7 protein-coding genes, 1 pseudogene and 1 riboswitch are annotated in these 6,768 nt (G+C 71.6%); of the genes and pseudogenes, 5 read left to right on the top strand and 3 right to left on the bottom strand.

What is annotated here, in order from left to right:
- Positions 1–169: 169 nt before the first annotated feature.
- Positions 170–385: riboswitch (cobalamin riboswitch) on the bottom strand.
- Positions 386–414: 29 nt separating this feature from the next.
- Positions 415–813, bottom strand: coding sequence for a protein kinase family protein (locus HF577_RS06850; RefSeq protein ID WP_169394880.1), 399 nt, complete (start codon positions 811–813; stop codon positions 415–417).
- Between the two features lie 143 nt (positions 814–956).
- Here HF577_RS06850 and HF577_RS06845 point away from each other — a divergent pair.
- Positions 957–2,371: pseudogene (locus tag HF577_RS06845) on the top strand (FAD-dependent oxidoreductase).
- On the opposite strand, the gene HF577_RS06840 reads toward HF577_RS06845, so the two are convergent.
- Complete coding sequence (locus HF577_RS06840; RefSeq protein WP_169394879.1) at positions 2,314–3,111, bottom strand: helix-turn-helix domain-containing protein; 798 nt, start codon at positions 3,109–3,111, stop codon at positions 2,314–2,316. The pseudogene HF577_RS06845 and the gene HF577_RS06840 overlap by 58 nt on opposite strands.
- A 254-nt stretch (positions 3,112–3,365) precedes the next feature.
- On the opposite strand from HF577_RS06840, the gene HF577_RS06835 reads away from it, so the two are divergent.
- Entirely contained in the window at positions 3,366–4,181 is an 816-nt protein-coding gene (locus tag HF577_RS06835; protein WP_169394878.1) for an SDR family NAD(P)-dependent oxidoreductase, read from the top strand.
- A 90-nt stretch (positions 4,182–4,271) separates the two neighbouring features.
- Positions 4,272–5,528 (top strand): MFS transporter, encoded by a 1,257-nt coding sequence (locus HF577_RS06830; RefSeq protein WP_169394877.1) that lies wholly within the window; start codon positions 4,272–4,274, stop codon positions 5,526–5,528.
- A gap of 13 nt (positions 5,529–5,541) precedes the next feature.
- Here the strand turns inward: HF577_RS06830 and HF577_RS06825 are convergent, their stop codons facing one another.
- The gene (locus HF577_RS06825; RefSeq protein WP_169394876.1) at positions 5,542–5,784 is read right to left on the bottom strand and encodes a hypothetical protein; all 243 of its coding nucleotides are present in this window, start codon (positions 5,782–5,784) and stop codon (positions 5,542–5,544) included.
- Positions 5,785–5,953: 169 nt separating this feature from the next.
- On the opposite strand from HF577_RS06825, the gene HF577_RS37960 reads away from it, so the two are divergent.
- The gene (locus HF577_RS37960) at positions 5,954–6,406 is read left to right on the top strand and encodes an MOSC N-terminal beta barrel domain-containing protein (protein ID WP_246265947.1); all 453 of its coding nucleotides are present in this window, start codon (positions 5,954–5,956) and stop codon (positions 6,404–6,406) included.
- Positions 6,382–6,768, top strand: a complete 387-nt coding sequence (locus HF577_RS37955) for an MOSC domain-containing protein (protein ID WP_312858978.1) — start codon at positions 6,382–6,384, stop codon at positions 6,766–6,768. Before HF577_RS37960 ends, HF577_RS37955 begins: the two co-directional genes overlap by 25 nt.

Raw genomic sequence — 6,768 nt, 5'->3', positions numbered from 1 at the left:
GGGTTGTCGTGGTGGTGGCCGGTGGGGTCACTGCTCTCCTCGTGAGCTCGACGACCGAGCCCGAGGCCACGAGGGAGACGCATCCCGGTGCGGACGGGGCGTGCCCGGACAGGGCACGGCGACATCCGCCCCGGGTCCGTCCCGCGCGGACCCCGGACAGCGCGCACCGGTGGTGCGCGCGCCGATGGCAGGTCTTCGGACTCGCGGGCGTGCACCTGCCGGTGCTCCTACTGGCCGTCGCTTCCCAGGTGTGGCGCACCCAGTGCTCGATGACGGCGGTCGTTCCCACTCACCGCTGCGGGGCAGTCCCGGACTCCCACCGGATTCCCTCTCGCCCCCTCTCCACCCTGCGGCTGGAGAGGAACCATCAGCGGCGCTGACCCTACATGTAGTGGTGCGAACGGAGTTGGACCCCTACCTGTCGGGAGTGTCGTCACGGAACGTCCCCGTGACCGCGCCGAGCGTGTCGAGGTCCAGGAGGGCGTTCGAGGCGCGCGCGGGCTGGAACTTCGGCTGGATCGCGCTCCGGCCGATGGAGAGCAGCCACCCGAAGTAGGACCAGTACATCTGCTGCCGGTAGGAGAGCCAGGCGGTGTCGGAGTCCGGCGCCGTGCCGCCCGCCACGGCGAGCTTCTCCACGTAGAAGGCGAGCAGTTCGCGCTCCCAGTCGCGCCGGTCCGCCACCGCCAGCGAGGTGGCGATCGTGTACGACACGTCGAAGGCCCAGCTTCCCCGCATCACCACCTGCCAGTCGCAGAAGCCGATCCGACCCGACCGGTCTTGAGGATGGCGTCCTCCACCGAAAGTCGTCATCGGGATTGGGCACCTGAGCACGATGTGTCGCGCCGCCGCCCAGGGCGACGCTGGTCCTCATCGGATGACCGCGGTGGCCGGGCGCTCCCTGACCTGCCGCGCCGAGTTCACCGGGACGGCGGGCGTCTCAGGCGGGCCACGTGATGAGTGCAGGAGTAGTACCGGCTGTGATCGATGTGAAGGCAGTGGCCTGGGAGCCGTCCTCGGCGGGCCGGGGGGTCTCGCCCGACGGCACTCAGGGCATTGCCGCCCCGGTGGAGCGGACGACGTGCTGCTTCGTCGGTGGCGGTCCCGCCGGGATGGTGCTGGGGCTGCTGCTGGCCAGGGCCGGGGTGGAGGTCACGGTGCTGGGAAGCACGGGGACTTCCTGCACGACTTCCGCGGCGACACCGTCCACCCCGCGACCCTCGACCTGCTCGACGACCTGGGACTGGGCGAGCGGTTCGCGCGGCTGCCGCAGTCGCGGGTCACCGACGTCGTGCTGCCCGACGGGCGCGGCGGGACGCAGCGGATCGGCGACTTCGCTGCGCTCCGCCGGTGGGGTGTGCGGCACCCGTACGTGACCATCGTCCCGCAGTGGGATCTGCTCGACCTGCTCGCCGGCGCCGCAGCGGCGGAGCCGACGTTCCGGCTGCGACAGGGGGTCACGGCGACCTCGCTCGTCCGGGAGCACGGCCGGGTCGTCGGCGTCCGCCACCGCACGACGACTGGCACCGGCGAGCCCGCCGACGGCGAGATCCGGGCCGACCTCACGGTGGCCTGCGACGGTCGCGACTCCGTCCTGCGCGCCGCGGCCCGCCTGCCGGTGACCGCGTTCGACGTCCCGTTCGACACCTGGTGGTTCCCGCTGTCCCGCCAGATGGGTGAGCAGGTCGGCGCGCTGACCCGCAGGCCCGGTCGGGGACGGTTCGCCATCGTCATCCCGCGGGAGGGCTACTTCCAGGTCGGCTACGTCGCCCGCAAGGGCACCGACGCGCAGCTCCGCGCCCGCGGCATCACCGCCTTCCGGGCCGACATCGCCGAGCTCCTGCCCGAGTACGCCGACCGGGTCGGCGAGCTGGCCTCGATGGACGACGTCAAACACCTCGATGTGCAGCTCAACCGGCTGCGACGCTGGCACGTCGACGGGCTGCTGTGCATCGGCGACGCCGCACACGCGATGTCGCCGGTGGGCGGGATGGGGATCAACCTGGCGGTCCAGGACACCGTCGCGACCGCGACCCTGCTGGCCGGGCCACTGCGCCGCGGTGCCGTGCGCAGCACGGACCTCGCCAGGGTGCGGCGCCGCCGGTTGCTACTGCTGCTGCTGGTCCAAGCCCTTCAACGGATCATGCACGCCGACCTGGCCGGCCCGGTCCGGAGTGGAGCGCACGCCGGCCCGCCCGGCCGGATCCTCACCGCGGCACAGCGGTTGCCCATCGTCGCGGCGGTGGGGGCTTACCTCGTCGGCGTCGGGTTCCGCCGGGAGCGAGCTCCGGCGTTCTCCCGCCGCCCGCCGGTTCAGTCTCGCAGCTTCCCCAGAGCGGACGCAGAGGGCGAGCCCGGCTCTGCCCGATAGATCACGAGTTCCTGTCCCGGGGCGGAGCGGACGTCGAAAGTCTGGATGTGGAGTTCGAGGTCGCCTGCGACCGGGTGGCGGAAGCGCTTCGTGGTCATCCGCCGCCCGCGCACCTCGTGGTCCGTCCACATCGCGGCGAACTCGGTGTCCGAGGCGAGGAGCCCGTCGCGCACCTGCCTGATGCGAGGGTCGTCGGGTTGGGCCGCCTCCAGGAGGCGGAATCCGGCGACACTGCTCGTGGCCACGATCTCCCAGTCGGTGTAGAGCGCGCGGGTCGCCGGCTCGAGGAACGTCGACTCGAGGAGGTTGCGGGTGCTGGGGAACCCGAGGAACAGCGCTTCCCCGAGGGAGTTCGTCGCGATCACGTCGAAGGCGTGGCCGAGAACGATCGCGGGGTGTTCGGGCCATTCGTCGATCAGGGCGGCCAGCTGCGGGTCGACGGCCGAGGCGGTGCTCGCGGTGCGCAGGGGTGTGAGCCCGGCGAGGCGGTAGAGGTGCGCGAGGCCGTGTTCATCGAGACGCAGCGCGCGACCGATTGCCTGCGCGACCTGCGGTGACGGCGACTGCTCACGTCCTTGCTCCAGTCGCACGTAGTAGTCGACGCTGACGCCCGCCAGCAATGCGACCTCTTCGCGTCGGAGCCCAGGGACGCGACGGCGATCGTTGCTCCTCAGCCCGACGTCGTGCGGTTGCACGCGAGAGCGGCGAAGGGTCAGGAATCCGCCCAGAGGCGAGGACATGGTCCCGTTCTACCCCTGTGTGGGTGCCGCACACCTAGGAGAACGGCGGCGTCCCACTGAGCGGTCGGCTCCGGGACCGTGGACGACATGACGGACACACGGGAACGACCCACGGCGACGATCGTCGTCGGCGCACGCCCGGGCATCGGTATGTCGGTGGCGCGGCGGTTCTCTGCCGCGGGAGGCAGGGTAGGGCTAGTTGCACGGTCGGCGACGGTTCTCGACCACCACGCCGACTCGAAGGGAAGCGCGGCATGACCACCAGATGGCTCATCACCGGCGCGGGACGCGGCCTGGGACGTGCCTTCGCAGCCGCAGCGCTCGGTCGCGGCGACGCCGTCGCCGCGACCGTTCGGGACACGTCCGCCCTCGACGACATGCGCGAAGCCCACGGGGACCGCCTGTCCGTCCACGCTCTCAACGTCACCGACCGTGAACACGCCGGTGCCGTGGTCGCCAGGGCCGCGGCCTGGCTCGGGGGCATCGACGTGCTGGTCAACAACGCAGGCTACGGGCAGTTCGGTGCGGTCGAGGAGCTGACGGAGGCCGACGTCAGGGCGCAGCTGGACACCAACTTCTTCGGAGCACTGTGGACGAGCCAGGCCGCTGTCCCGATCATGCGGGAGCAGGGTGGTGGGCGCATCATCCAGATCTCCAGTCTCGGCGGAATCGGCGCTTTCGCGAACCTCGGCGCCTACCATGCGTCGAAGTGGGCGCTGGAGGCGATCTCGGAGTCGCTCGCCCTGGAGGTCGCGCCTTTCGGGATCGCGGTGACCATCGTCGAACCGGGCGGATTCGGGACCGACTGGGCGGGAGCATCCTCCCGCCACTCATCTCAGCTTCCCGAGTACGAGCCCGTCCGCGCCGCAGCGGCCGCACGGCGTGGAGGTCGGGTGTCGGGGTCGCCCGAGCGGGCGGCTGCGGCGCTGCTGGAGGTCGTGGACAGCCCGCGCCCCCCGCTACGGGTGATCTTCGGTGCAGAAGCGCTTGACATCGCCCGAGGCATCTACGAACGGCGCCTGGCTGAGTGGTCGCAGTGGGAGGCGGTCAGCAAGCTCGCCCAGGAGTGACCGGCTACCGGTTCGAGGATGATCGCTGCTCTGGCCGACGTGGCGCCACCTCCAGATCCTGGGACCGGCTCCGACTGAGATCATCCGCGGGTGCGTGGGAGGCTGCTGGGACGGCATCGCGACTTCCGGCTGCTCTGGGTGGGGGAGACGGCCAGCCTCGTCGGGAGCGCGATCTCGACGGTCGCCCTCCCCCTGGTCGCGGTCGAGCAGCTGGGGGCGGGGCCGTTCGCCGTGGGGGTGATCACTGCCGCGGTGTGGTTGCCGTGGTTGCTGGTCGGGCTGCCTGCCGGGGTGTGGGTCGACCGGGTGATCCGTCGCCCGGTGATGCTCGGCGCCGACGTCGTCTCGATGCTGGCCTTCGCCAGTGTCCCGATCGCGGCCTGGCTCGGGGTGCTGAGCCTGGTGCAGATGGTGGTCGTCGCGCTGGTCTCGGGGGCTGCCCGCGTCGCGTTCGAGACCGCCTACGAGGCCTACCTGCCCTCGTTGCTCGACCCGGCCGACCTGCCCGAGGGCAACGCGGCGCTGCAGACCAGCAGCGCGTCCTCGCTCGTGGTCGGCCCGTCCATCGCCGGTGGACTCGCTGCGGCTGTCGGCGCGGTCGTCGGCCTGCTGGTCGACGCGGCGACGTTCGTGTTCTCGGCGGTCTGCCTGCTGCTGATCCGGTTTCGCGAGCCCCCGGTCGAGCAGCGACCGCGGGCCGGGGGAGTCGCCGGCCTGGCGGCGGATGTCGGCGAGGGTCTGCGGTTCGTGTTCGGCGACCCGTATCTGCGCGCGCTCACGTTGTTCGGGGCGTCGTTGAACATGACGTACATGGTCTACGCGGCCATCCAGGTGGTGTTCCTGCTCGACGAGGTCGGCGTCGGCCCGGGGATCGTCGGGGTGCTCGTCGCGATCGCCGGCGTCGGCGGGGTCGCAGGCGCACTGGTCGCCGGGGTGATCTCACGACGCTTCGGGACCGCGCGCGGCATGCTGATCATCGAGGTCGTCAGCGCCCTGGCCGGCCTGATGATCCCGCTGGCCCAGCGCGGCCCTCTGCTCGCGCTGTTCGTCGTCGGGAGCTTCGTCAACGGCGCCGGGGTCGTCGCGGTCAACGTCATCAAGTCCGCGTGGCGTCAGGCGTACTGCCCACGCCACCTGCTCGGGCGTGCGGTGTCGGCCATGCAGCTGCTCAACTACGGCGCCATCCCGATCGGTGCACTGGGTGGTGGCGCGCTCGGCGCTGCGCTGGGAACGCGCACGACCGTCTGGATCTCGTCCGTCGGCCTGGCCGCCAGCATCGGGTTCCTGCTCGCCGGCCCGATCCGCCGCGACCGGGACCTTCCCACCGCCGCTCCGGCCGCGAGGTAGCCGGTCACGCTCCTCAGGCGACCAAGCCCGCGGTGACGAAGGCGAGCAGCTCCTTCAGCTCGGTGCCCTCATCGAGCGACTCCAGCCGCACCACGCCCACCGAGTACGCGATGACCGTGCCGATCAGCATGCCGAGGCGCAGGCGCAGGATGGCGCGGGGCAGGTCCGGCAGCACCGGCGCGAGGGCGTCGAGCCTGCCGTGGAGTTCCTGCAGCAGCTGCCGTTCGCTCCCGCTGGCAAGGCGAAGATCGCCCACGGCAACGCGCAGCGGGTGCTGGGCCTGGGCCGCCTCGGGTCGCCACCGTCACAGCAGTAACCTTTAAGTGGTAGTTGACAGGTTAGTTCCGCCCTGCTTCCGTCGATGCTGACAGGGCGGCGCGTAGTGGTGGGACGGGCCGCGCGAGACCCGACGGAGACGAGCCGAGATGCGGATTCTGGCCATGTGGCGCTACCCCGTGAAGTCCATGCTGGGGGAGCGCATCGACGAGGTCGACGTGGATGCGGCCGGGCTGGCGCACGACCGGGGCCTCGCCCTGATCGACAGCACGACCGGGAGGGTCGCGTCGGCCAAGCACCCGCGTCTCTGGCGGGACCTGCTCATGTACTCGGCCGCCGTGCGTGACGGCCGGGTGGAGATCGTGTCGCCTGCCGGGTGGACGCTCGACGCCACCGCCCCCGGCGTGGACGGGATGCTGTCGCGCGGTCTCGGCCGGGCCGTCCGGGTCGCCTCGGAGCGGCCCGAGGGTGCCACGGTCGAACGTCCGGCTCCTGAGGACGTGCTCGACCGTGGCGTCGACGCGGACGTGCACGCTGCGGTCCTGACATCGGCCGAGGCTCGCCCGGGGCGTCGTTCGTGGACAGCGCGCCGGTGCACCTGATCACCAGCGCGACACTGGACGCGGTCGGTGTGGAAGGTGTCCGCTACCGCCCCAACCTGGTGGTGGAGACGCCTCCCGGCACGCCCGCGTTCGTCGAGAACGACTGGGTCGGCCGCGAGGTCCACATCGGTGGTCAAGGTGACGCGGGGATCGTGCTGCAGGTGGCGAAGCCGACCCCGCGGTGCGCGGTGCCCACTCTCGAGCACGGACCTCTCCCACGGGCCCCGCAGGCCGTGCGAACGCTGATGACGGCGAACCGGGTCGACGTTCCCGGGACCGGGGTCGTCCCGTGCGCCGGGTGCTACGCCACGGTCGTGCGGGCCGGCGCCGTGCGTGTCGGGGACGAGGTGACGCTGCGCTGA

Source organism: Pseudonocardia xinjiangensis, from assembly GCF_012911925.1.
Lineage (GTDB): Bacteria > Actinomycetota > Actinomycetes > Mycobacteriales > Pseudonocardiaceae > Pseudonocardia > Pseudonocardia xinjiangensis.
This window is presented reverse-complemented; position numbering and strand designations above follow the sequence as displayed.

What these genes read in the sequence shown, in the direction of transcription:
- HF577_RS06840 (WP_169394879.1), bottom strand. Translation starts at nt 3,111, where the DNA reads ATGTCCTCGCCTCTGGGCGGATTCCTGACCCTTCGCCGCTCTCGCGTG.
- HF577_RS06850 (WP_169394880.1), bottom strand. Translation starts at nt 813, where the DNA reads ATGACGACTTTCGGTGGAGGACGCCATCCTCAAGACCGGTCGGGTCGG.
- HF577_RS06835 (WP_169394878.1), top strand. Translation starts at nt 3,366, where the DNA reads ATGACCACCAGATGGCTCATCACCGGCGCGGGACGCGGCCTGGGACGT.
- HF577_RS37960 (WP_246265947.1), top strand. Translation starts at nt 5,954, where the DNA reads ATGCGGATTCTGGCCATGTGGCGCTACCCCGTGAAGTCCATGCTGGGG.